The following is a 23,679-nucleotide window of genomic DNA, read 5'->3' on the forward strand; positions in this document are numbered from 1 at the left end:
CATCGGCACGACACCGCACGACGATGACGTTGAGAGGTTTCTGATGCACGAACGAACCATGCGACCGGCGAGATCCGATGGGCGAGCGGATGCCCCACCCAGAGCGTCCTCCGCTCGACGGACCGCTGCAGCGGTCGCCGCGATCACCGTCGTCGGCGCGCTGCTGACGGCGGTGCCGGCGACGGCGGCCGAGCCCTTCACGGAGCTGATCGACTTCGAGGCATATGAGCGCACCGCGCTCGACGGGCAGGACGGCTGGGTGGCATCCGCCGCTCCGCGCGTCATCGCCGACCCGCTGAACGGGAACAACCAGGTCGTCGAGTCCATCGGCGGTGGGCAGCAGTCGTATCGCGCCATCCCGCCGATCGCGAACGGTGACACCGGCACGCTCTTCTTCCGGTTCCTGCGCACCGGCAGTGTCGACACCTCGTTCGGCCTCACCGACGTCGACGCGCCGAACGACTACGCGAACAGCCGCGCCTACGTGAACAACCAGAACGACGACGTGCTGCGCGTCCGCGACGGCGGTGCCTTCACGCCGGCCGGCGTGTGGTCGAAGGACGCCTGGCAGTGCGTCTGGATCGTGGCGGACAACGGCGCCGACACGGTCGCCGTCTACAGCCAGGGCGGTCCCTACGAGGAGATCACGCGGCTGCCGGCGGGCACGGAGCAGCAGTTCGGGTTCCGCCAGGCGGTGAACGGCGCGCTCGACCGCTTCTTCTGGAAGAACGGCGCGTCGAGCAGCGGCCGCCTGCTGCTCGACGACGTCGCGGTCGACACCACGGGGGAGAACCTCGCGATCGCCACCGGCAATCCGGGCGACTGCGCACCGGGCGGCACCGCGACCGAACCGCTGCTGAACCCGCTGCCGGACCCGGCGCTCGCCGAGCTCGGCATCGAGGTCACCGAGCTCGCGCAGCTGCCGGAGTCGAAGACGACACCCGCGACGCAGGACCAGCGTCTGGTGCGGCACAACCGGATCACGCACCTCGACGAGGTGCCAGACGACTCGGGGCGCCTGATGGTGCCGGACAACAACGACATCCTGTATCTGGTCGACAAGGAGTCGGGCGAGTACGTGCCGTATCTGAACGTGCGGAACGAGTTCATCGACAACTTCCACAACAGCGCAGGACTCGGGACGGGTCTCGGCTCGGCGGAGTTCCACCCGGACTTCGCCGACAACGGCCTGTTCTACACCGTGCACACGGAGGGCGGGACGGCCCTCACCGAGGACACGCCTGACTTCCCGGCCTTCGGTGCCACGGCGTTCCACAGCGTGATCACCGAGTGGAAGGCCAGCGACCCATCGGCCGCGACCTTCGCCGGCACGCATCGCGAGGTCATGCGCATCCCCTTCAACGGCCGAGTGCACACCGTGCAGCAGATCGCCTTCAACCCGACGGTCGCATCGGGCGACGCAGACTACGGCAACCTGTACGTGCTCGTGGGCGACGGCGGCAACGGCGTCGGCAACGGCAACCCGCAGGATCTGGCGACGCCGCAGGGCAAGGTGCTGCGCATCAACCCGACCGGCGACGACAGCGGGAACGGCGAGTACGGGGTGCCGTCGGACAACCCGTTCGTGGACGAGACCGGTGCGCTGCCCGAGATCTACGCGGTCGGGCTTCGCGATCCGCATCGCATCAGCTGGGACCCCGAGGGTGACCACACCATGTACCTCGCGCACATCGGCGAGTGGCAGGTCGAGTCGATCTACGCGGTCGAGCCCGGTGACAACTACGGCTGGTCGGTGCGCGAGGGCTCGTTCCTGGCGGACAACCGGCAGATCTTCCCGCTGCCGGCGGATGACGCCGAGAACGGCTTCACCTACCCGGTGGCCGCCTACGACCACAACCGCGATCCGGGCCAGACCGGTGACGCCGGTGTGGCCGTGAACGGCGGATTCGTCTACCGCGGCGACATCCCCGAGCTGCAGGGGCGGTACCTCTTCACGGACCTGGTCCGCGGCTGGGTGCTCTCGACGAACGCCGATGAGATGGCGCGCAACGAGGGCGACATCGCCGACCTCGCCACGATCGAGGAGCTGCGCGTCTTCCACGAGGGCGTGGAGACGACCTTCCAGGACCTCGTCGGCGACACCCGTGTCGACCTGCGATTCGGATCGGATGCCGACGGCGAGCTGTACCTCGTGTCGAAGGCGAACGGCAAGATCTGGAAGGTCACCGGTGCGCGGACGGTCGACGAGACGCCGTCACCGTTCGTCCTCCCGGCGCTCGCACCGAACCTCGTCACCCACTACGACTTCGACCACCCCGACGCGGCCGATCCGAAGACCGAGGTCGACCAGGGACGCTCAGGCACCGACATCGCGCTCGTCAACGGCGGGGTGGAGATGCGGGTCGCGGATCGCGCCTATGCCGGAGCGGGCGAGGCGCTGCAGACGCAGCAGATGAGTCCGCGGACGGCGTCGAACGACGACTGGAAGGCCGGCGTCTACGACGCATCCGGTGTCGAGTCGCTCGAACCGCTCGCGGATGCCGACGAGATCTCCGTCATGGGCTGGTTCAAGCCGACCGGAGACCATCCGGCCCTGAACTCGGGGACCGCGGATCCGGACGACGTGTACAACGCGATCGGTCTGGCCGGCGTGCTCACCGGCACCTCGGACGGCCACGCGGTGCGGGCGCTGCTGGAGGTCATCACGGTCGACGGCGAGCTGAAGCTCGTGGCCCTCGGGCGACGGGTCGACGGGGCAGGCTCCTGGACCTTCGCCGCTGACCTGCCGTGGAACGAGATCCTGCAGAAGGGCCGGTGGGTGCACCTCGCCGCGACCTTCGACTTCGCGGGCGGTGAGATGAAGCTCTTCATGAACGGCGAGGAGCTCGCCGGGAAGTACACCGCGGCCAACCCCTGGGGCGCCGGATCGACGTCCGACACCGCGCCCGCCGGGATCAAGATCGGCGGCAGCTTCCCGCAGAACACACGCGAGTCGAACCCCTTCAACGGACGCATGGACGACGTGATGCTGCTCGACACCGTGCCGACGCCCGAGCAGATCGCGGCGCAGTACGCGCTGTACGACGTGACCCCCGAGGAGCCGCCGACACCACCGACGTGCACGCCGGAGGGCACGGTCATCACCGACGTGATGTCGGCCGAGGACTGGGCGCCGCGCACGCCGGCGAAGTGGGACTTCCCCGGTGACGAGGTCGTGCTCACCGAGGCGGGCACGAACCCGAACGACGGCATCCGCCGCCCGTTCGAGTACGCGGTGCTCACCGAGGGGCCGGAGCTCGGATCGTTCGACCTCAGTGGGCAGGTGCGGCTCGACGAGCAGGCGTCGGTGAACAACCGCGACGTGATCATCGTGTTCGGGTGGAAGTCGGACACGGAGTACTACTACGCCCACCTCTCGCAGGACAACACGATCTACCCGCACAACGGCATCTTCAAGGTGAACAAGGCCGACCGTGAGCGGATCGACGACCAGTGGGACGGGACGGTCGGCGCCCCGCCGGCGGTGACGGACGAGGAGTGGCACGATGTGCGAGTCGTCCGGTGTGCTGACAGCGGCGACATCGCCGTGTACCTCGACGGACTCGACACCCCGCTGCTGACCGCGAACGACACGACGTTCCCCGAGGGCCGGGTGGGCTTCGGCTCCTTCGACAACTTCGGACGCCTTCGCGACCTCACGGTCACGGCGGCGGCGACCGACACCACGGCGCCGACGGTGACCGTCAAGACGGGAGCGGAGTTCACCGTCGGCCGCGACGGCGTGTTCAGCAGGGTGTCGTTCGCGCTGCAGGACGACGGGAACGTCAGTCGTCTGACGCTGAACGGCGTGGAGAAGGAGCTGACTGATGCCGTCTGGTCCGACCTGAACGGCGTGGTGCCGGGAGCCTTCGGCGCCGTGGAGGGCGCGAACACGCTGGTCGTGTACGACGCCGCAGGCAACGCCACGACCGTGCAGTTCGCGCTCGACGTGACGGCACCGGCGGTGACGGTGAAGGAGGGCGCGCAGTTCACCGTCGGCGCCGACGGCACCTACAGCACGGTGTCGTACAAGCTCCATGACGCCGGGAAGATCGACCGGCTCACGGTGAACGGCGTGGCGAAGGATCTGACCGACAACGTGTGGTCCGATCTCAACGCCGTGTCCCCGGGCCGGTTCGGCGCGGTGGCCGGTGAGAACACGGTGGTGGTGTACGACGTGGCGGGCAATGCCACGGCCGTGCGGTTCGTGCTCACGGCTTCGCCGTAGTTCGTGAACAGGCGCCCCTCTCGAGTTTCGGCTCCCCAGCCTGACTCTCGAGAGGGCGCTGCCACCGGGGGGTGTGGCTGTCCTGCTCACTGCAATCGGTTCTGCGCCCCAGACGCTTCACCATGGCAGCCCCAGCTGCCGTCATCGAGAATAGCGCGGAAACCCGTGTCCCCCAAATGGGGGACACGGGTTTTTGCTGAGAGTTTGCTGAGCGCTTGGATGCGGACGGCATCCGGGCCGGTCCTGCGTGGTGTCAAGGGGTGGGCATGCACGACCGGGACACGGGATGCTGGAGGATCGGAAGGCCGGAAGGAGTCAGCCATCATCACAGATCTCCGCGGACGCAGCCGCGCCGCTGCGCACACTGCGCGCGATGCCGTCCACCCGGCCCGACTGCTGCTCGTCGCGAAGACGATGCTCGCGGTCGGGCTCGCGTGGTGGATCGCCCCGCACATGCCGGGGGTCACCGACGAGTACCCCTACTACGCCCCGCTCGGCGCGCTGCTGAGCATGTACCCGACCCTGATGGGGTCGGCCAAGTCCAGTCTGCAGACACTGCTCGGCCTCGCGACCGGGATCGGCCTCGCGGCACTCGTGGTGATCACGGTGGGTCCGACCTGGTGGACCATCCCGCTCGTCGTCGGCGTCGGCGTGCTGGTCTCCGGCACCGGCTGGTTCGGTGCGGGGCGGGACTACGTGCCGATCGCGGCACTGTTCGTCCTGATCATCGGCGGCCAGAACGCCGACGACTACTCGCTCGGCTACCTCACGCAGACCGCCGTCGGCGTCGTCGTGGGACTCGTGATCAACTTCGTGATCGCACCGGCGCCGCTCACCGCCTATGCGCAGGCGCGAGTGCACGAGTTCCGCGCGCAGCTGGCAGCACATCTCGACGACATCGCCGAGGCCGTGTCGGAGTCGTGGCCACCGGAGCATGAGCAGTGGGCCGGCAACGAGAGGTCGCTGGCCGACACCGCCCGCTCGGTCAGAGCGACGCTCGACGAGGCCGATGAGAGCCGTCGCTGGAACGTCCGAGCGCGCGGCAGCCGGGCGCACACCGCTGATGTGCATGCGCAGCTCGCCGCGCTCGACCGGATCGCCGACCGCATCCGCGATGTGTCCGAGACGATCGCCGACACGATCTGGGACCGCCCCGGCGCGATCGACCTCGACCCGGCGGTCGTCGCGCCGCTGACGGATGCCTGCCGCGCCGTCGCCCTCGTGATCGGTCTCGACGACCTCGACTCCGCCGAGGCGCATCGCGTGCGGGGTGAGGCCGTCCGTGCCGTGCGGCTGCTGCTCGAGACCGTCGACGACCGCACCGTCGAGGTGCGCCGCTCGATGGGACCCGGTGTGCTGTGCGCGATGCACCTGCGCCGCATCCTGATCCTCGCCGGGCAGCAGCTGCCGGAGTGACCGTCAGCGCCGCACGCGGGCTCTGGTCTTCGTGACGCTGTCGAGCGTGGCGCGCACCGGCGTGCCGAGGTAGAGCCCGAGCGAGGCGCCGGATGCGAGGCCGACGCCGATCACCGCGGCGTAGACGAGCGAGCCCCCAGCACCGACGACCGCTGTGGCCGTGCCGTCGGTGTGCACCATCTCGAGCAGCCCCTGGAAGACCGCGACACCGGGCACGAGCGGCACGATGGCCGCGGTCGTGACCGCGACCGACGGCACGTGCAGGTTGTGCGCGATCATCACCCCGATGAAGCTCGCGAGCAGCGCGCCGACGGCGCTCGCGGCCGCAGGGTGCAGGTTCAGGGCGATCGAGCCGGTGTACCCGGCGATCGTGATGGCGCTCAGCAGCGCACTCACGAGGATGATGCGGATGCCGGCGCCGTTGAAGACCGCCACCGCGACGGCGATGATGACCGCGCCGGCGAACACGCTCGGCAGCGGCCCGAAGGGCGCAGGATCGTCGGGCAGGTCCATCGTGAACCCGAGGACGCTGCCGAGCTCCAGGCCCACGAGGATGCCGATCACGACGCCGAGTGTCTGCATCGTGAGGTCGAGGATGCGTCCGCCCGCGGTGAGCGCGAAGCCGTCGATCGCGTCCTGCGCCGCGCCGACGACGGTCAGGCCGGCGAGCATCAGCACGATGCCGGAGGCGACGATGATCGATGGGCGGATGCCGACGAAGGGCTCGATCCCGGCGGCGCCGAGCGCCGAGACGGCGACTGCGACGACGGTCGTCACGAACCCTCCCGCGATCTGGCTGAAGAACAGGGGGACCTGCAGGCGGGCGAGTCCGGCCTGGGTGAGTGCTGCGGCGAGGGCTGCGACGAAGGTGAGGCCGACGATGATCGGCGAGGCGCCGAGGAGGATGCTGACTCCCACCGCGAGCAGGGCGCGGGCGACCACGACCACCGGCTGCTGGTACCGGAAGGGCACCCGGCGGATCACGCGGAAGGCCGTGCGGGCCGACTCCAGGTCGAGCCCGCCGCGGATGTCGGAGACGAGCGCCTGCACGCGCTGGAGCTTGGCATGATCGGGTGCTGTGACCCGCACCACGCGAACCAGGGTCTCCGGCCACACTTCACCGCTCAGGTGGAACGACACCGTGATCGAGTTGTAGGTCACATCGACCTGCACGCCGCGCAGTCCGTACGAGTCGCAGACCCGCGTGATCGCGAGCGTCACCTCATGGGCCGACGCCCCGACCGCGAACATCGACTCGCCGATGCGGGTTGCGAGGTCGAGCACCCTCGGCACCGTGCGCTCGTCGATGATGGGCATGACTTCGGTCGGCGCGACGTTGGAGGGGTCGGTGTGCAGGATCCTGCGCACCGAGGCGAGCAGCCGCCGCTGGGTCTTCGGGGACATGCATCCATTCTCCCGTCCGGTCGCTGCGGGTGCGCCGCGCCCCGCCGCCCGGGTCAGCGCGTGAGTGCGGCGAGCTCGGCCCTGTTGCGGGCGCCGGTCTTGCGCAGCAGCTTCGAGACGTGGAACTTCACGGTGTGCGGACTGACGCGCAGCTCGGCGGCGATCTCCGCATTGCGGGCGCCGGTGCTCAGGAGTCGCAGCACCTCGCGCTCCCGCTCGCTGAGGTCGATGTCCTCCTCGACCGAGTGGGCGGATGCCGGCGGGGGATCGAGTGGCAGCACGATGCTGAGATCGCTGCCCCACCCCGGAGTGGAGGAGACGCTGAGGGTGCCGTCGGTCGCACTGACCTGCTCGGCGATCCGGCGCAGTGCATCGTCGTGTGCGGTGAGCTCTCCGCTGCCGTCGTCCCGGATGCCGATCAGCAGGTTCAGGCCGTCGCAGTCCCACTGGATGCGCACCCGGCGGGCGTCGTCGGCATCAGCGAAGGCGAGCACGGCGTTGCGGACGATCGCGCGAGCCGACAGTGCCACGGCGCCCGGCAGCGCCCGGCCGTTCGCGGGCGGCTCGACGAACTGCACGTCGAGCTGCCCGAAGCGCACGAGCGGTCGCAGGTCGCGCTTCAGTCGCTCGAAGGCGCCGACCACGGGCTCGAGGAAGTCGCTCTCGCGCACATCGGATGCCGTGCGCAGCTCGACGAGTGCGGCGGCGGCCACATCGATCGCGGTCTGCCTGGCCGCCTGATCGCCGAGGCGCGTCGAGCGCAGCACCGCGAGGATCGACTCGAGCGTGACCGCGTGCCGGTCGGACTGCTCGGCGAGGATGCGGGCCTGCTCCGAGCTGTGCACTCGTGCGGCCTGCGAGGTGACTGCTCCCTGGGTCGTGACGGTGGTGGCCATGCCCCGAGGTTAGCCGATCGGACAGTCCTAGCCGAACGGCTAGTTCTTCCAGACATTCGGCGGACCCCGGCGCGAGGCGCGGCGTTCGATGATCGAAGGATGAGCACTGCCACTCTCACCTCCGCCGACGCGATCCGCCTCGTCAGAGGGGAGACGGATGCCGCGCTCCAGGCGCTGGCCGACACCGAGTCGGGCGCGATCGACGCGCTCGCCGACGCGGTCCTCGACGCCGATCGCGTGTTCCTCCTCGGCGCCGGACGCTCCGGTCTTGCACTGCGGATGACCGCCATGCGGCTCATGCACCTCGGGCTCACGGTCTTCGTCGTCGGCGACACCACGACGCCCGCGATCGAGCCGGGCGACCTGCTGCTCACCGCGACCGGCTCCGGCACGACCACCGGGATCGTCCGCGCAGCCACGACCGCGAGCGAGGTCGGTGCGATCGTCGCCGCGATCACGACGGCCCCCGAGTCGCCGGTCGCCGAGCTCTCGCAGGTCGTCGTCGCGGTCCCGGCCGCCGGCAAGCTCGATCGTTCAGGCACGACCTCGGCGCAGTACGCCGGCAGCCTCTTCGAACAGACCGTCGTGCTGCTCGGCGATGCGCTCTTCCACGCGCTCTGGCAGCGCAGCGGCGCCTCGGCCGACGAGCTCTGGCCGCGCCACTCGAACCTCGAATGATCCAGGCCTCCCGGCCGACACCTCACGAAAGCAGGAACATGAAGATCCAGTTCGCCATCGACACGCTCACCACCGAAGCCGCCCTCGACCTCGCTGCATCCGCCGCCGAGCACGTCGACATCCTCGAGCTCGGCACCCCGCTCATCAAGAGCGAGGGCCTCTCGGTCGTCACCGCCATGAAGCAGGCGCACCCCGACAAGATCGTCTTCGCCGACCTGAAGACGATGGATGCCGGCGAGCTCGAGGCCGAGATCGCGTTCGCGGCCGGCGCCGACCTCGTCACGGTGCTCGGCTCGGCCGACGACAGCACCATCACGGGTGCTGTCAAGGCCGCCACCAAGCACGGCAAGGGCATCGTCGTCGACCTGATCGGCGTCGCCGACAAGGCTGGCCGCGCGAAGGAGGTCGTCGCGCTCGGCGCCGAGTTCGTCGAGATGCACGCCGGCCTCGACGAGCAGGCCAAGGAGGGCTACTCGCTCGACGGGCTGCTCGAGGCCGGCCGTGCCGCTGGTGTGCCGTTCTCGGTCGCCGGCGGCGTGAACGCGTCGTCGATCGCGGCCGTGCAGGCCTCCGGCGCGCAGATCGCCGTCGCCGGCGGCGCCATCTACGGTGCCTCGGACGTCGCGGCTGCGGCAGCAGGGCTCCGGGCCGCGCTGGTCTGATCCGCAGCAGACGACTGAGGCCCGCCGGATGCCCGGCGGGCCTCCGTCGTTCAGCGGCGACTCGCGGTCAGGCGTCCTGCTGCGTCAGGGAACGCTGGCGGAGGTTTCCCACCCATCGGATCAGCACCGCGAGCAGGAAGAAGACCACGACGAGGGCCGCGCACCACAGGGCGACTCCGCCGTACCCGCCGCTGACATCGGGGTTGTAGAACGGGTACGGGTAGAAGCCGTCGACGGCTCCGCGAGCGACGGAGAAGATCGAGAACACGGCCGGCCAGATCATCCACCACAACACGACACGGAACGGCAGTCGACGGCGAGGAGCCCAGATGAGCCAGTCCAGGAATCCTGCTGCCGGCACGATCATGTGCACGACGACGTTGACCCACGGGATCACCGGGCCGATGTCGCCGTCGCCCAGGATCGCGCTGAAGACGATGCCGACGAAGACGATGTAGACGACCGCGCCACCGCGGATCGCGACCATCGAGTCGGACGGGTCGGTGCGACCCCGCAGCAGACGCAGCGCACTCACGATGAACACGATCGAGATCAGGATGTTCGACAGGTTCGTGAAGTAGCAGAAGAAGTTCGGGATGCTGAAGCCTCGGGCCACCGTCACGGCGAAGAACTGCACGAACACCGCTGTCAGCGAGAGCGCGGCGAAGGCGAGCCGGAAGACGATGGCGGCGACGCGGGAAGTCATGCCCTCAATGTAGCGTCGCGGGCCGGTCGCACCGGCGGCACCGCGCTCGCGTCACTCCGTGCGGTGCGGCGACTGCAGCTCGCGCGAACGCCGCGATGTCGGCGGCGAGCATTGCCGGCTCCTCGTGCGGCGCGAAATGCCCGCCGCGCGGCATCAGCGTGTAGCGCGTGAGGTGATAGGTCCGTTCGATCCAGGCCCGCGGCGGCGAGGCGAGGTCATGCGGGAACAGGGCGATCGCAGTCGGCACCCGTACCTGGTCGATGCGGTCGGTCAGCCCGGCGGCGTGCTCGTAGTACGCACGGAACGAGGTGCCGATCGAGTTCGTGAACCAGTAGAGCGATGCCAGGGTCAGCAGGTACTCGTCGCTGAAGCGCGATGAGACGTCGCCGTCGCAGTCGCTCCAGGCGCGGTGCTTCTCGAGGATCCACGAGAGCAGGCCGGTGGGGGAGTCGGACAGGGCGGGTGCGAGGGTGAGCGGTCGGGTCTGCTGCTGGTGCTGATACCCGCCCTCGACGGTCAGCCAGGTCTGCACCCGAGCGAGATGCGCGCGTTCCTCCGGTGTGATCGACGTCTCGTCGACCTGCGCCGGCGGAGCGACGGCCAGCAGATGGATGCCCGCGACCTCGTCGGGGTATGCCTGGGCGAGACGCGACGTGATGCCGGCGCCGAGGTCGCCGCCGTGCGCGAGATACCGGTCGACGCCGAGGTGCTCGGTCATCAGCAGGTGCCAGAGGACGTGGGTCTGCACACCGAGGTGCGGACGCTGCGGCGAGAACGGCAGCCCTGGCAGCGCCGGCACGATCACGGTCGCAGCGTGCGAGGCGTCGCCGCCGAAGCGGGACGGCACCGCCAGTCGCTGCGCGACCTCGACGAGCTCGAGCGCTGTGCTCGGCCAGCCGTTCGTGAGCAGGATCGGGATGCCGGTGCCACCGCGCTCGGCGTCGAAGCGCAGGTAGGCGACGGTCGTGCCGTCGATGTCAGCCGACGCCCAGGGCAGCTCCTCGATCCGCCGTTCCTGCGCACGCCAGTCGAACTCGTCGGCCCAGATGCCGACGAGTCGCCGGAGCTCATCCTGATCGGTGCCGGCCTCCCAGCTCGTCGTCGGCCACGGTTCGGGCCAGCGCGTCTCCAGAAGGCGTCGTCGCAGATCATCGAGCTTGCCGTCGCTGACCTCGAGGCGTGGGATGCGGGACACGGGGAGACCTCCTCCAGAGCGGGCGGGACGACACGGCGACGCTATCGCAGGGCTCCGACGTGGGCGCCGTGGATGCAGATCCGGTGCTCCGCGCTCGCCGCCGTGGCGGGCTGCACCGATCGGGCGTCCACCGTCAGGCAGCTCGGAATACCGCATCCGCAACTCCCGGGGCAAGCCCCTCGTGACGATGCTGTGCGTGACCTATGTTCGGTGGCGCGGGGTGCGGAAGCCCTCGAGGGTGCGGCTTCGGCCTTCCCCCGCACGCCGGTGGTCTGCGGCCGCTCACCTCTGAGCGGAGCGGGCCGCCGGCGGTTCCTGCCGGCGGTTCGTGCCGGTGGTTCCGGCTGTCCTCGACGCGTCGTCTGCGTGCGTTCTGCAGGGAGATGTGCGAGATGCAGGGAGGATTCGACGGATCGGCCCTGCATCCGAGACCTCTCCCTGCATCTCGCACGCGCACGGCGCGTGAGCGTGAGCCGGACTACTGCGAGATGCCCAGGTCGGGATCGACGTTCGACTCGTCGCCCTGCTTCAGCGGGTCGAGTTCGACGTCGTCGCCCTGCTCGAGCTCGTCGGCGTCGTCGGCATCCTGCTGGTCGGCGTCGTACTGCACGGCGTCCGGCGCTGCCGGGTCGTCGGCGGTGAAGGTCTTCTCGCCGGCCGAGGTCTCGGCCTCGGCGTCGAAGGGACCCTGGTCCTCGGGGTACGAGCGGGGTTCAGACATGGGGAGTCCTCTCAGATCGGAGATCGAACGTCGGATGCCGGATCCGGAGTCGGATGCCGGAGCTGCCCAGCCTCGCGCATTCCGGCGTCCGCCGCCCACCCGTTGACAGGGCGCGACCGGCGTGGTTCCTTCCCGTGCCCGACGCGTCAGTCAGGCCGCGCAGGTCTCGAACACGTACGCCTCGTCGTCCGGCGTGACGAGGTCGCGGTCGCGCAGCACCATCGACGCGGGGGAGTCGGGGTCGGCGCACATCTCCGCGAACTCGCGCGGCAGCTCGTCGCTGTACTCGATGTCGATCACGCTGTCGCCGTAGACATCGGTGTACGCCGCACATTCCCGGTAGGCGGCGCACTCCTCGGTGACCGCGAAGTCGAAGCCTGCCTGCTCGTGCAGCACCCGCGCATCCTCGGCGGCGTTCTTCTGCCCGGCCGCGAGTCCGACGGCGTGGGCTGCGTCGACCAGCATCGTCGCGAGCCAGAGGTTGTCGTCGAGCGTGAGTGCGCCGTCAGAGCGCGTGTAGGAGTCGAGGTTGTCGAACTCGACGGCGTCGAACCCGGCATCCGCGCACCCCTCGATCCACGGGATCACCTGCTGCGCGATGCGCTCGCGGCGTTCAGCGGTCGAGGTGTCGACCAGCACCTCGTCCGGCCAGTCCGGATCGAACACGGGTTCGCCGTCGCGGTGCAGCAGCAGATCGTCGTCCCAGGTGTCGAGCTCGCCCGGCTGCGTCTGGAAGCCGTTCACGTAGCAGATCGAGTAGACCCCCGGCGCCGGCTCTGCTGCGCGATCCCGCCCGACGATGCCCACCCCGGCCGCCGGGTCGTAGGCGCCGCCGAGCTGATAGTCGGGCACGGCACCGGCGGGGAACCCCGTGGGGTCTGCGGCTGCCGCGGCATCCGTCCCGTTCCCCGCGTGGCCCGCGTGCCCCGTCGTCTCGGCGCAGCCGGTGAGGGCGACCACCGCGGCGGCGAGCAGCGCGACGGCTCCGATCGCGCGATTCAGCGCTTCGCCCCGTACAGTGCGCCGATCTCCTTCGAGCCCATCCCTCGAGCATAGGTCGGATGCTGCGGCCAGCCCGCCGGCGAATCCTCCCACTCCTCCTGGCGCCCATAGGGGAGCAGATCGACGAGGCCCTGCAGATGACTCAGGCGCTCGGTGCCGCGGCCGTTCGTGTGCCAGGTGCGGTACACGTCGTCGCCGTCGCGCAGGAACACGTTCACGCCGAAGCCGCCGCCGGGAGGGGCGTCGACGTCCGAGCCGAAGGAGCTGCCGGCGCTGGAGTACCAGTCCATGCGGTTGCCGACCCGTTCGCGGTAGGCGAGTGCCTCATCGATCGCGCCGTTCGTGACGATCACGAACCGAGCGTCGTAGACGCGCTCGATCACGTCGAGCCGCGTGAACTGCGACGTGAAGCCGGTGCAGCCGGGGCACTGCCATTCATCGCCGTCCGACCACATGTGGTTGTAGACGATCAGCTGCGGGTGCCCGTCGAAGACATCGACGAGGCGGACCGGACCTTCCGCGCCCACGAGTGCGTACTCCGGCATCCGCACCATCGGCAGCCGTCGCCGCTGCGCCGCGATCGCGTCGAGCTCTCTGGTCGCCGCCTTCTCGCGCACCCGCAGCGCGTCGAGTTCGCGCTGCCACGTGTCGGCATCGACCACTGGCGGAAGGGGATGCTGCGCTGCGCTCATGAGGACCTCCGATGCGATGGTCCCACCAGTGTGCGCGCGGGTCGGGACGCCGTCAACGGGGTGACGGCACCGGTCCGCCAGGAGCCTCGGCGGCGGCGTCCGATGCCTCGACCGGGTTGCGGCGGATGCCGATCCACGACACCACGCCGCCCAGGACGAGCAGTGTCGCGGTCACCCACGCGGCGTTGTGGAAGCCGTCGAGGTCGAGGGCGCCGCCGACGATCGTCGAGAGCATCGCGACCACCAGCAGGCCGGCGACGCGGGAGATCGCGTTGTTCACGGCCGAGGCGATCCCGGAGTGCGACTCGTCGATCGCGCCGAGGATCGCCGACGTCAGCGGGGCCACCGTGAGCGAGAGGCCGAGGCCCATCACGATCATGGCGGGCAGCACCTGCCACCAGTACGAGAAGTCCGTCGAGACGGTCAGCAGGAGCAGCGTACCGGCAGCCATCAGCAGCGGGCCGACCGTCATGAAGATCCGCGGGCCGAAGCGGCCGGCCCAGAGACCTGCGCGGGAGCTGAGCAGGATCATCAGGATGGTCAGCGGCAGGCTCGCGAGACCGGCCGCGGTCGCCGAGAGGCCCGCTCCCTGCTGCAGGTAGACACCGATCACGAAGCCGTTCAGCGAGAGCGCCGCGTAGACGAACAGGGTCGCCAGGTTGCCCCAGCCGAAGTCCCGCACCCGGAACAGCCAGAGCGGCATGAGGGGAGCGGCCGAGCGCTGCTGGCGGATCAGGAACCACGCGAAGAGCAGGGTGCCGAGGATGCCCGGCAGCCAGATCGCCGGCGATCCCCAGCCGAGGTTCGGCTGCTCGATGAGCGCGAACACGACGGCGCCGAGCCCGATCGCGCACAGCGCCCCGCTCCACCAGTCGACCTTCACACCGCGCGGGTGCTCCGGCAGGTGCAGGCGGGCGAGCAGCAGCAGGGTGATGCCGATCGGGATGACGTTGATGAGGAACACGAAGCGCCACGACAGGTAGTCCACGAACAGTCCGCCGAGCAGCGGGCCGACGAGCTGGGCGCCCGTGGTGAACGCGGTCCACACGCCGATCGCCCTCGACTGCACGTCGGAGCGCATGGTCGCGGTGATCAGCGCGAGCGAGCTCGGCACGAGCAGCGCACCGGCAGCGCCCTGCGCCGCCCGGGAGACGATCAGCATGATCGGATCGATCGAGGCGGCGACAGCGATCGAGGCGATGCCGAACGCGATGAGCCCGACCCGCATCACGACCACGCGGCCGTAGGCATCGGCGACGGAGCCGGCGAGCAGGATCAGCGCACTCAGCGTGATCAGATACGCGTCGACGACCCACTGCTGCGTCGTGATGCCACCGCCGAGTTCTCGGCTGATCGCAGGCAGCGCGACGGTCACGACGGTGCCGTCGAGGAACGTCACGAACGACGCCAGCACGGCGATCGAGATCACGAGCCGCTGGAGCGGGGCGAAGGAGGCCACAGCCTGACGATACTCCCGGGAGACGACGTCGAGGGCGGTCAGTGCTCGTCGTGCGGCGAGAGCGCGCCATCGCGGTACAGCCGGCGAAGGCCGGACACCCCGTCCGACTCGAATGCCGCCCGCTGCCGATCGGCGCCGGTGCCTTCGCTGCTGACCCGGGCGAGCCGATCCTCCACGAAGGCGAGGTCGTTGTGCGCCTCGAGCGCGGGGCGCACGGCGTCGATCAGTGCACGTGCGAGCGTCCGGGCATCCGAGACCTCTGCGCTCGCCGGGTCGACGAGCCGGGCGTCCATGCCGTGCCTGGCGGCGGTCCACAGCGACGCGTCGAGCTGGTCGATGCGGGCGTGCGAGGCGCGGAGGTCGCCGGTCACGGCGATCGCGCGGGTGAGCGCCGCCGCGAACAGGGTGTCGTCCGGATGCAGCTGTGCGTCGAACACGCGGATCTCGACGGTCGGGAAGCGCTCGGAGACCCTGGCGGCCCACGAGAGGGATGCCGCGTCGGCGATGGCGTGCAGCTCGATCAGGCGGTCGACCTGCGAGCGGTAGTCCTCGAGGTCGTGGAACCGCGGCGGGCTCCACGACGAGGGGAGGCGGCGCATCACGACGCTGCGCCAGCTGGCGAAGCGCGTGTCGACGCCGTCGGCGAAGGGGCTGTCGCCGGTGAGTGCGAGCAGGACGGGGAGCCAGCCGCGCACCCGGTTGAGGGCCTGGACGCGCTCCTCGTCGTCGTCGATCTCGACGTGCACGTGCAGGCCGTTCACCTCGTGGCCTCGAGTGATGTGGGCGAGGTGCGCCGCGACATCGTCGTAGTGCGGTGCCGACACGACGGTGAGCGATCCGGTGGTCGCGAAGGCGGTGCCGGATGCCGCGGCGACGGCACCGCGGTCGGCGGCGTGCTCGCCCACCAGGCCGCGAAGATGACGCACCTGCGCTCCGGCCTCGGCGAGCGTCTCGACCGGATCGGTCACGCACTCCACCTGGCAGGTCAGGTACTCGGCGAGCACCCGCCCCTGCATCGCCCGGTCGGCGAGCGCCTGGCGGTCCGCGTCGCTGATCCCGATGGGCACCAGGGTGGCGTCGTCGAGGAAGACGAACTCCTCCTCGATACCGAAGCGCGCCATCGGGCGCCGCCTAGTGATTCCGCAGTTGGGAGATGAGCTCCGTCTTGCGGAGCGAGCTGTAGCCGGTCAGCCCCAGTTCCTTCGCGCGCTTCCGGAGCTCGGGGACGGTCCAGTCCTCGTAGTAGCCGTGCTCGCCGCCGCGGCGTCCGACAGCGCTGCGGCCCTCCTTGGCCGCGGCGTTCGAGATGCGGGCGGCCTTCTCCTTGGAGGCACCGTCGTCGCGGAGCTCCTCGTACAGCTCCGGGTCCTTCAACGAGTTGTTGCGGCGTCCTGGCATGATCTTGCTCCTGTCCATGGCATTGCGGAGGTGTCCCCGTCAACCCCCTCTGACGATGCGACCCCGCGCAATAGTGTGGGGAGCTGCAATCGGGGTGCCCAGCCCCGGTCAGAAGGGAAGACCGATGAACATCCTCCTCATCATCGTCATCGTCGTAGCCGTGATCCTTGCGATCACCGGCGGACTCGTGCAGTCGCTGCAGTTCCTGCTCTGGGTGGGACTCGTCCTGCTCGCGATTGCCGTGATCGCCTGGTTGATCCGATCGATCAGCGGGAGCCGCAAGGTCTGACCTCAGACCGTGAGGTCCGCACAGTGCGGGCCTCACCCCCAGAACAGCATTCAAGGAGTGAGGCCCGCGCCATGCGTGGGTCTCACTCCTTGAATGCGTCTCGGACGTTCTCGCCGGTCTTCTCGGCGGCATCCTTGACGTTCTCGCCGGCCTGCTTCGCGGAGGCCTTCACCTGATCGGCTCGGCCCTCGGCCTCGAGCTTCTCGTTGTCGGTGAGCTTCCCGAAGCCCTCCTTGGCCTTGCCTGCGGCCTTCTCGGCGGCGTTCTTGATGTCATCTGCAGCGCTCATGGCGACTTCCTCTCTTCGAAGGATCGATGGGAGTGCCACTGTTCCACCGCGCGATGAATCGGGCCACGGGATTGACAACCGTGAGCCGGCATGACAGGCCGTGCGAGTCGAGCGACAGCGTGTTCACCGCACATTCATCTTCCCGTCGCATGGGTGATCGACCTATGGCTGTGCCCGCCGCGCGATGTCCACACTGAGCTATCGCACACGACGAGAGAACGGTGGGTCATGGAGAGCTTTGAGGTGGCAGTGGTCGGAATGGGTGCGCTGGGAAGCGCAGCCGCCTATCACCTCGCCCGGCGGGGCGCCCGCGTCGTCGCCTTCGAGCAGTACGAGCTCGGCCATGTCCGCGGCGCGTCCCACGACACCTCCCGCATCGTGCGCACCTCCTACGGTGCGCCGGAGTACGTGCGGCTCGCTCAGTCGGCTTACCGCGACTGGGAAGACCTGCAGCAGGAGTCGGGTGAGCGGCTGCTGACGATCACCGGCGGCGTCATCTTCATCCCCACCGACGGCCCGTACTCGGCATCCGACTTCACCGCCGCCTTGACCGAGTGCGAGGTGCCGCACGAGCTGCTCACCCCGGCCGAGGTGCACGCCCGCTGGCCGCAGTTCACGATCCCCGAGAACGTCGAGACCATCTACACACCGGACTCCGGGATCGCGCATGCCTCGCGCACCGTGGCCACCCTGCAGCTGCGCGCCAGGGCGCTCGGCGCCGACATCCGCGACCGCACCGCCGTCGAGGCGATCGTGCCGGACGCCGACGGGGTGATCGTGCGCACCGCGAAGGGCGAGGTACGGGCCGCGAAGGTCATCGTCGCCGCCGACGCCTGGACCAACACGCTGCTCGAGCCGCTCGGCGCTGCGATCCCGCTCGACATCATGCAGGAGCAGGTCACGTACTTCCGGCCGGAGGACCCGGCGCCGCTCGGAGCGGACACGCTGCCGGTCTGGATCTGGGAGGACGACGAGTGCTACTACGGCTTCCCGACCTTCGGTGAGCCGACCATCAAGGCGGCCCGCGATGTCTCGGACAACCGGATGACGCCGGAGGAGCGCACCTTCGTCCCCGCGCCGGAGCTCACGGCGCAGCTGGACGGCTTCGTGCACCAGCTGCTCCCCGGCGCCGGGGAGCAGCTGCGCACCGTCACCTGTCAGTACGCGCTGACCCCCGACCGCCGCTTCGTGCTCGGGCCGCTGCCGCAGCATCCGGATGTGATCGTCGCACTGGCCGCCGGCCATGGCTTCAAGTTCACACCGGCGTTCGGCCGCATCCTGTCGGAGCTCGCGCTCGACGGCGAGACCTCCGACGACGTGTCCCAGTTCACCGCCGCTGCCCTGACCCACTGATCCGCCCGGCGTGCCGAGAGCCGTTCGATATGGAGGTTTCACCCATGAAGCATCTGATCCGCTGGGTCGAGACACCGTTATCGAGCGGCATCCGCCTGGGTACCGTGACGAGCATGTCGACGAAGACGGACTGCTGAATGGCGCGCTATATCTTCACGCGAGTGCTGTCGTCGCTCTTCGTGCTCTTCGTCCTGTCGGTGCTGGTCTTCTCGATGGTGCGCATCATCCCCGGCGACCCGCTGGCCGCGTTCGCGGACCCGGCGAACCCCGACCCGGAGGCCCTCGCCGAGCTGCGCACCAAGCTCGGGCTCGACCAGCCCGCGATCACCCAGTACTTCGTGTGGCTCGGCGGCGTGCTCCGTGGCGACTTCGGTGCAGCGATCACGCTTCCGGGCCAGGTGTCCGACATGATCGCGAACCGGCTGCCGCTCAGCCTGACGCTCGCCGTGATGGCCACGCTGTTCGGCGTCGTGCTCGGGCTTCCGGCCGGCATCCTGGCGGCGACGCGCTGGCGCCGACCGAGCGATCACATCGTGCGCGGCACCTCGTTCGTGCTGCTCGCCACGCCGCCGTTCGTGCTCGGCGCGGTGCTCATCCTGATCAACTCGCTCACGCTGAAGCTCCCGCTCATCGGGTACTCGGGGGCTGCCGGCAACCCGGCCAAGGCGATCGGCGTGCTGGTGCTGCCAGCCCTGCTGATCGGCATCGTGCTCGCCGCGATCATCGCCCGCTACACCAGGGGCACGCTGCTCGACACGCTCGGCCAGGACTTCGTTCGCACTGCGAGGGCCAAGGGCGCATCGCCATCGCGGCTGGTCGGTCGACACGCGCTGCGCAACGCGCTCATCCCGGTGACGACCGTCGTGGGCATCGAGCTCGCCGCGCTCGTCGGCGGCACCGTCGTGATCGAGCAGGTCTTCTCGCTCCCCGGCATGGGGCAGCTGCTGCTCACCGGCATCCGCAGCTCCGACTATCCGATCATCCAGGCGACCGTGCTGCTGATCGGCGCCGTCTACGTCGGCATCAACTTCATCGTCGATCTGATCTATCCACTGATCGACCCACGAGTGAGGGTACACACGCGATGACTGTCACCCGCGAACTCGCCCTGGCATCGGCCGTCGGCAAGCGCCGTCGCCGTCCCACGCTCGGTCCCTCGTTCTGGGCCGGTGCCGGCATCCTCGGCTTCATCCTGCTGCTCGCGGGCTGGATGTCGCTGTGGCCGCCGTACGACCCGCTCGCCACCGCAGGTCCCGCAATGGCCGGGCCCTCGGGTTCGAACCTGCTCGGCACCGACAACCTCGGCCGTGACACCTTCACCAGGCTCGCGCTCGCCGCCCGCACCAGCCTGCTCATCTCCGGCGCCGGTGCCCTGCTCGGCGCCGTCGTCGGCACCACGCTCGGCCTGATCGCCGGCTACGTCGGCGGCTGGGTGGATGCCGTCATCATGCGCATCGTCGACGCGCTGCTCGCGCTGCCGGCGATCCTCGTCGCCCTGGTGGTCGGCGTGGTGATCGGCAACGGCGCCTGGCCGCTGATCCTGGCGCTCGGCCTCGTCTTCGCCCCCGGCTTCGCCCGAGTGATGCGAGCGCCGGTGATCGCGATGCGCGACCGCGACTTCGTGCTCGCCGCCCGCCTCTCCGGCGTGCGGGGCAGCCGCATCGTGGTCGAGCACCTGCTGCCGAACGTGCTCACGCCGCTGTTCGTGCAGTTCGCCTCCGTGGCATCCCAGATCGTGCTGATCGAGGCGGCGCTCAGCTACCTCGGCCAGGGCGTGCAAGCACCTGAGCCATCGGCCGGCCGCATGATCAGCGAGTTCACCCGCTTCATGCAGCTGCAGCCGCTCCTGATCATCCTGCCGTCGCTGGTCATCATCCTGCTGTCCGCCGCGTGGAACCTCCTCGCCGACGGACTGCAGGACTGGCTGGCACCCCGACGGGAACCCGCCTTCTCGCTCGGCCGGCGTCGCGCCGACCGTGCGAAGAAGCACAGCACCACCCGAGAGAACAGCACCACCCGAGGCACCACACACACAGAAGAGAGTCAGCTATGAAGAAGGCATTTCTCATGGGCGCGGCGGTCATCGCCGTCGGCGCCCTGGCGCTCACCGGTTGCGGCACCGACACCGGAGGCTCCACCGGCACTGGCGCCGATGGCGAGCCCGTCGCGGGCGGCACCCTGACCTGGGGCGTGCCGGCCGAGCCCTCCGCCGGTGGCCTCGACCCGATGGTCGCCTCCGCGATCGCAGCAGAGGTCATCGACTCCATCGCCTACGACACCCTGCTCACCCGTGAGAACGACGGCACCGTGAACCCGGCGCTCGCCACCGAGTGGGACCAGCCGGACGAGCTCACCTGGGTCTTCCAGCTGCGTGACGACGTCACCTTCGCCGACGGCAGCCCCTTCGACGCATCCGATGTCGTGTACTCCTTCGAGACGCGCAAGGACGGCGGCACGAACGCCACCTACCTCGTCAACATGGAGAGCGTCGAGGCGACCGGCGACCACGAGGTCACCTTCCACTTCAGCCAGCCCGACGGCACCTTCCTCGACGCGGTCTCGGCACGCCAGACCTTCTTCATCGTGAGCGAGGAGGGCTACGGCGCGGCATCCGAGGAGGAGCGCCAGACGCAGACCTTCGGCACCGGCGCCTTCCAGGTGACCGAGTGGTCGCAGGGCGTCAGCGTCACGCTCGACAAGAACGACAACTACTGGGGAGAGGCCCCGAACCTCGACTCGATCGTCTTCGAGCTGTACCCCGACGAGAGCACCCTGCTCGCCGCCGTGCAGCAGGGCAGCGTGCAGGCGGCGTCGTTCATCGATGGCAGCCTCGCCGGCCAGGCCGAGTCCGCCGGCTTCACGCTCGGCGACCCGCCCTTCCGCCAGAACCTCGCGATCTACATCAACCCGGAGGCGGGCCCCCTCGCCGACGTGAACGTGCGTCGCGCATTCTCGCTCGCCCTCGACCGTCAGGCGCTGGTCGACACCGCGATGCTCGGCAACGCCGGCATCTCGTTCGTGCCGCCGGCCGGTGACCCTGGCGCACCCGACGCCACGGACCTGCCGTACTACACGCGCGACCTCGATGAGGCGAAGAAGCTCCTCGAAGAGGCTGGTCAGCCGAACCCGGAGATCACGCTCAGCTACATGGGTGATGTGGCGCAGTCGCACCACCCGGTCTACGAGATGATGCAGCAGCAGCTGGCCGAGGCGGGCATCACGCTCAACCTCGAGGCCACGCCGCTGTCGGAGATCGCACCGATCTTCACCACCGGCGAGTCCTGGACCGATCTCGTCGCGATCCCCGGCAGCCCGCGTGCATCCGCAGCGTTCTACCTGCAGCCGGTGCTGCTCGAGGGCGGCGTGTACAACCACTGGGACGGCAACCCCGACGCCGACAAGGCGCGTGAGCTGCTGACGCAGGCCATGGCCGCGGCGACGCCCGAGGAGTACAACGACCTCATCGACCAGCTCGCCGAGGAGACCGCCGAACAGGTGCTCGAGATCGTCCCCGCCGCGGTGCCGGTGTACTTCGAGGTCTGGGACGCGAACAAGCTCAAGGGCTACGAGAGCGACGCGTTCTACTCCCGGTACAAGCTCGACTCGGCCTGGTTGTCCGAATGAGCCACGACGTCGACGCTCTCCGGGTCGAAGACCTGTCCATCGCCTACGGGGGTGCAGCACCCTCGGTGTCCGAGGTGTCGCTCCGCGTGCGCGCTGGGGAGATCGTCGGCGTCATCGGCGAGTCGGGCAGCGGCAAGTCCAGCGTCGCCCTGGCGATGATGGGGCTGCTGCCCGATTCCGCGACGGTCACCGCCCGAACGATGACCGTCGCTGGATCCGAGATGAAGGATGCCTCCGAGCGCGACTGGGGCACCGTGCGGGGCGTTCGCGCCTCCATGGTGTTCCAGGAGCCGATGTCGGCACTGAACCCGTGCATGCGGATCGGCGCGCAGATCGCCGAGGTGCTGCTGATCCACGGCGTGGCCGACAAGAAGGCGGCGCGCACGAAGGCCCTCGACATCCTGCGGCTCGTGCGGATGCCTGATGCCGAGCGCCGCATGAACTACTACCCGCACCAGCTCTCCGGCGGGCAGCGTCAGCGTGTCGTCATCGCGATCGCGGTGGCCGCCGACCCGACGCTGCTCGTCGCGGATGAGCCGACGACGGCGCTCGACGTGACCGTGCAGGCGCAGATCCTCGATCTGATCCGCACGCTGCGCGATGAGACCGGCATGGGCGTGCTGTTCATCAGCCACGACCTCGGTGTGATCGGCCAGCTGTGCGAGCGCATCGCGGTCATGTATCGCGGGCGGATCGTGGAGTCCGGCACGACGCAGCGCGTGCTCGAGAACCCGCAGCATCCGTACACGAGGGCGCTGCTGGAGAGCATCCCTCGTCCGTCCGTGCCGGTTCGGTCGCCGCTGGCGGTCATCCCGGCAGACAACGACTTCGACCAGGTCCCTGCCGTGCTGGAGGAGGCATCGTGAGTGAATTCGAGACGGATGCCGCGGCGCCTGTCGATGACGTGCTGCGGGTGAAGAACGTCACGCAGCGGTTCGGTCACGGCGACAACGCGATGGTCGCGCTCGACGACGTGAGCCTGCGCGTGCGCCGCGGCGAGACGCTGGGTCTCGTGGGGGAGTCGGGCTCGGGCAAGAGCACGCTCGCCCGAGCCATCCTGCTGATGCGCAAGCCCACCTCGGGAAGCATCGAGTTCGACGGCGGCGACGTCACCGGTCTCCGCGGCTCGGCGCTGCGGCGCCACCGCCGCCGGGTGCAGATGGTGTTCCAGGACCCGAACGACTCGCTCGACCCGCGGTTCGCGATCGGTCGCTCGGTCGCCGAGCCGCTGGTCGCCGCCGGCATGGCGCCGAAGGACCGCACCATGCGGGTCTACGAGTCGCTCGAGCAGGTCGGCATCCCCGCGGATGCCGTGAACCGCTACCCGCACGAGTTCTCGGGCGGTCAGCGGCAGCGCATCGCGATCGCTCGTGCCATGGCCGCCGACCCCGAGTTCATCGTGCTCGACGAGCCGACCTCCGCGCTCGACGTGTCGGTGCAGGCGCAGGTGCTGAACCTGCTCGTCCGCCTGCAGGAGCGCACCGGCGTCACCTACCTCTTCATCACCCACAACCTGTCGGTGGTGCACCACATCGCGCACCGCGTCGCCGTGATGCACCAGGGCAAGATCGTCGAGGAGGGCACCGGCGAGCAGGTCATGAACGCGCCGCAGCATCCGTACACCCGGACGCTGCTGGAGTCGATGCCGGTGCTGTACCGGACGTAGG

Annotated in this window: 22 protein-coding genes; 11 read left to right on the forward strand and 11 right to left on the reverse strand. The window is 69.5% G+C overall.

Annotated elements, in window-relative coordinates; translation table 11 throughout:
* The first annotated feature begins 43 nt into the window (after positions 1-43).
* Together V7Z82_RS14175 and V7Z82_RS14180 are read left to right on the forward strand one after the other, a co-directional pair.
* Complete coding sequence (locus V7Z82_RS14175; protein ID WP_334152181.1) at positions 44-4,228, forward strand: PQQ-dependent sugar dehydrogenase; 4,185 nt, start codon at positions 44-46, stop codon at positions 4,226-4,228.
* Between the two features lie 219 nt (positions 4,229-4,447).
* The gene (locus V7Z82_RS14180; protein ID WP_334152182.1) at positions 4,448-5,644 is read left to right on the forward strand and encodes an FUSC family protein; all 1,197 of its coding nucleotides are present in this window, start codon (positions 4,448-4,450) and stop codon (positions 5,642-5,644) included.
* Positions 5,645-5,647: 3 nt separating this feature from the next.
* Here V7Z82_RS14180 and V7Z82_RS14185 read toward each other — a convergent pair whose 3' ends face one another.
* Positions 5,648-7,048 carry a threonine/serine ThrE exporter family protein gene (locus V7Z82_RS14185; protein WP_334152183.1) on the reverse strand — a complete coding sequence of 467 codons (1,401 nt, stop codon included), beginning with the start codon at positions 7,046-7,048 and terminating at the stop codon, positions 5,648-5,650.
* Positions 7,049-7,101: 53 nt separating this feature from the next.
* Positions 7,102-7,944, reverse strand: a complete 843-nt coding sequence (locus V7Z82_RS14190) for a helix-turn-helix transcriptional regulator (RefSeq protein ID WP_334152184.1) — start codon at positions 7,942-7,944, stop codon at positions 7,102-7,104.
* Positions 7,945-8,043: 99 nt separating this feature from the next.
* Between V7Z82_RS14190 and hxlB the strand changes: the two genes are divergently transcribed.
* A complete protein-coding gene (hxlB, locus tag V7Z82_RS14195) occupies positions 8,044-8,622 on the forward strand; it encodes a 6-phospho-3-hexuloisomerase (protein WP_334152185.1) in 579 nt (192 codons plus the stop codon).
* A gap of 38 nt (positions 8,623-8,660) precedes the next feature.
* Positions 8,661-9,284: a 3-hexulose-6-phosphate synthase gene (gene hxlA / locus V7Z82_RS14200; RefSeq protein WP_334152186.1), complete on the forward strand. Its 624-nt coding sequence runs from the start codon at positions 8,661-8,663 to the stop codon at positions 9,282-9,284.
* Positions 9,285-9,351: 67 nt separating this feature from the next.
* On the opposite strand, the gene V7Z82_RS14205 is transcribed toward hxlA, so the two are convergent.
* From V7Z82_RS14205 to V7Z82_RS14240, 8 genes are all read right to left on the reverse strand, one after another.
* Positions 9,352-9,990, reverse strand: coding sequence for a Pr6Pr family membrane protein (locus V7Z82_RS14205; protein WP_334152187.1), 639 nt, complete (start codon positions 9,988-9,990; stop codon positions 9,352-9,354).
* 4 nt (positions 9,991-9,994) lie between these two features.
* On the reverse strand, positions 9,995-11,185 hold the full coding sequence (locus tag V7Z82_RS14210) for an epoxide hydrolase family protein (RefSeq protein WP_334152188.1): 1,191 nt from the start codon (positions 11,183-11,185) through the stop codon (positions 9,995-9,997).
* A 478-nt stretch (positions 11,186-11,663) separates the two neighbouring features.
* A complete protein-coding gene (locus tag V7Z82_RS14215) occupies positions 11,664-11,906 on the reverse strand; it encodes a hypothetical protein (RefSeq protein WP_334152189.1) in 243 nt (80 codons plus the stop codon).
* 150 nt (positions 11,907-12,056) lie between these two features.
* On the reverse strand, positions 12,057-12,908 hold the full coding sequence (locus V7Z82_RS14220; protein WP_442927641.1) for an endo alpha-1,4 polygalactosaminidase: 852 nt from the start codon (positions 12,906-12,908) through the stop codon (positions 12,057-12,059).
* The gene (locus V7Z82_RS14225; RefSeq protein WP_334152191.1) at positions 12,905-13,600 is read right to left on the reverse strand and encodes a DUF899 domain-containing protein; all 696 of its coding nucleotides are present in this window, start codon (positions 13,598-13,600) and stop codon (positions 12,905-12,907) included. The genes V7Z82_RS14220 and V7Z82_RS14225 overlap by 4 nt, the downstream gene beginning before the upstream one ends.
* A 52-nt stretch (positions 13,601-13,652) precedes the next feature.
* Positions 13,653-15,059: an MFS transporter gene (locus V7Z82_RS14230; protein ID WP_334152192.1), complete on the reverse strand. Its 1,407-nt coding sequence runs from the start codon at positions 15,057-15,059 to the stop codon at positions 13,653-13,655.
* A 38-nt stretch (positions 15,060-15,097) separates the two neighbouring features.
* Positions 15,098-16,180, reverse strand: coding sequence for a carboxylate-amine ligase (locus V7Z82_RS14235; RefSeq protein ID WP_334152193.1), 1,083 nt, complete (start codon positions 16,178-16,180; stop codon positions 15,098-15,100).
* Between the two features lie 10 nt (positions 16,181-16,190).
* The gene (locus tag V7Z82_RS14240) at positions 16,191-16,457 is read right to left on the reverse strand and encodes a DUF7218 family protein (RefSeq protein WP_334152194.1); all 267 of its coding nucleotides are present in this window, start codon (positions 16,455-16,457) and stop codon (positions 16,191-16,193) included.
* Between the two features lie 124 nt (positions 16,458-16,581).
* Here V7Z82_RS14240 and V7Z82_RS14245 point away from each other — a divergent pair, with 124 nt between their 5' ends.
* A complete protein-coding gene (locus V7Z82_RS14245) occupies positions 16,582-16,746 on the forward strand; it encodes a hypothetical protein (RefSeq protein ID WP_334152195.1) in 165 nt (54 codons plus the stop codon).
* Between the two features lie 82 nt (positions 16,747-16,828).
* On the opposite strand, the gene V7Z82_RS14250 is transcribed toward V7Z82_RS14245, so the two are convergent.
* Entirely contained in the window at positions 16,829-17,035 is a 207-nt protein-coding gene (locus V7Z82_RS14250; protein ID WP_334152196.1) for a CsbD family protein, read from the reverse strand.
* 228 nt (positions 17,036-17,263) lie between these two features.
* Here V7Z82_RS14250 and solA point away from each other — a divergent pair, with 228 nt between their 5' ends.
* The 6 genes from solA to V7Z82_RS14280 all read left to right on the forward strand — a co-directional run bounded on the left by solA (position 17,264) and on the right by V7Z82_RS14280 (position 23,678).
* A complete protein-coding gene (solA, locus tag V7Z82_RS14255; protein WP_334152197.1) occupies positions 17,264-18,388 on the forward strand; it encodes an N-methyl-L-tryptophan oxidase in 1,125 nt (374 codons plus the stop codon).
* A 137-nt stretch (positions 18,389-18,525) separates the two neighbouring features.
* Entirely contained in the window at positions 18,526-19,476 is a 951-nt protein-coding gene (locus tag V7Z82_RS14260; RefSeq protein ID WP_334152198.1) for an ABC transporter permease, read from the forward strand.
* On the forward strand, positions 19,473-20,441 hold the full coding sequence (locus V7Z82_RS14265) for an ABC transporter permease (RefSeq protein WP_334152199.1): 969 nt from the start codon (positions 19,473-19,475) through the stop codon (positions 20,439-20,441). The genes V7Z82_RS14260 and V7Z82_RS14265 overlap by 4 nt, the downstream gene beginning before the upstream one ends.
* Positions 20,438-22,012, forward strand: coding sequence for an ABC transporter substrate-binding protein (locus V7Z82_RS14270; protein WP_334152200.1), 1,575 nt, complete (start codon positions 20,438-20,440; stop codon positions 22,010-22,012). Before V7Z82_RS14265 ends, V7Z82_RS14270 begins: the two co-directional genes overlap by 4 nt.
* Entirely contained in the window at positions 22,009-22,878 is an 870-nt protein-coding gene (locus V7Z82_RS14275) for an ABC transporter ATP-binding protein (protein ID WP_334152201.1), read from the forward strand. Before V7Z82_RS14270 ends, V7Z82_RS14275 begins: the two co-directional genes overlap by 4 nt.
* Complete coding sequence (locus V7Z82_RS14280) at positions 22,875-23,678, forward strand: ATP-binding cassette domain-containing protein (protein WP_334152202.1); 804 nt, start codon at positions 22,875-22,877, stop codon at positions 23,676-23,678. Before V7Z82_RS14275 ends, V7Z82_RS14280 begins: the two co-directional genes overlap by 4 nt.
* Position 23,679 lies beyond the last annotated feature (1 nt).

The organism is Microbacterium sp. (assembly GCF_036823965.1).
Lineage (GTDB): Bacteria > Actinomycetota > Actinomycetes > Actinomycetales > Microbacteriaceae > Microbacterium.